This is a genomic window from Halorubrum sp. Atlit-28R (assembly GCF_003665955.1).
In the GTDB taxonomy this organism is placed as follows: domain Archaea; phylum Halobacteriota; class Halobacteria; order Halobacteriales; family Haloferacaceae; genus Halorubrum; species Halorubrum tropicale.
On record NZ_QPLS01000124.1, the window covers coordinates 1 to 541 of the forward strand.

The following is a 541-nucleotide window of genomic DNA, read 5'->3' on the forward strand; positions in this document are numbered from 1 at the left end:
CATCCGCTTGTCCAGTTCATTGACCGGTGGATTTCCCAGCGCCGTGATGGTCTTAATCAGGTGCTTGTTCTCAATCTCACCATTCTTCAGCGACTGTCCGTGGTAAAGCCACCAGGTGCTTCTCACTTCATCCAGCGGCTGTTTGTTAACCGGTTTTGCTGGATCCCATTCTTTACGCGCTATTTTGCCCAGCATGTAACGTTCGTACGCTACCGCATCGGCGCGTCTTGCGAAAATCTTGCGTACGCGCTTGCTGCCGCGGCCGCCAACTCTTGTGTCCAATTCATAACGTCCATCATCGAGCTTCTTAATCGCCATAGCGAAGCCCTCCGATGTAGCTGCCGGCCTGCGACCACAGGCAGTCAGCAAATTCAAAATACAGGTCTAACCAATTTTCACGTTTTAACGGTGAGATTTTGCTGTGTTGGGAGTTAAATCCGGAACTTCCTCCTGTTGCTCTGACCCATCAAGAGAGAGAGCCGGAGATATTTGACCAACCTCCGGCGCTGTTTCATCTGTGGTGAGCCACAGCGCATACTTT

The 541-nt window shown here is 51.4% G+C and carries 1 protein-coding gene; it reads right to left on the reverse strand.

Annotation, left to right across the window (positions count from 1 at the left end; genetic code table 11):
* On the reverse strand, positions 1-318 hold a 318-nt coding region (locus tag DVK06_RS18580; protein WP_199718770.1), incomplete at its 3' end, for a hypothetical protein.
* Positions 319-541 lie beyond the last annotated feature (223 nt).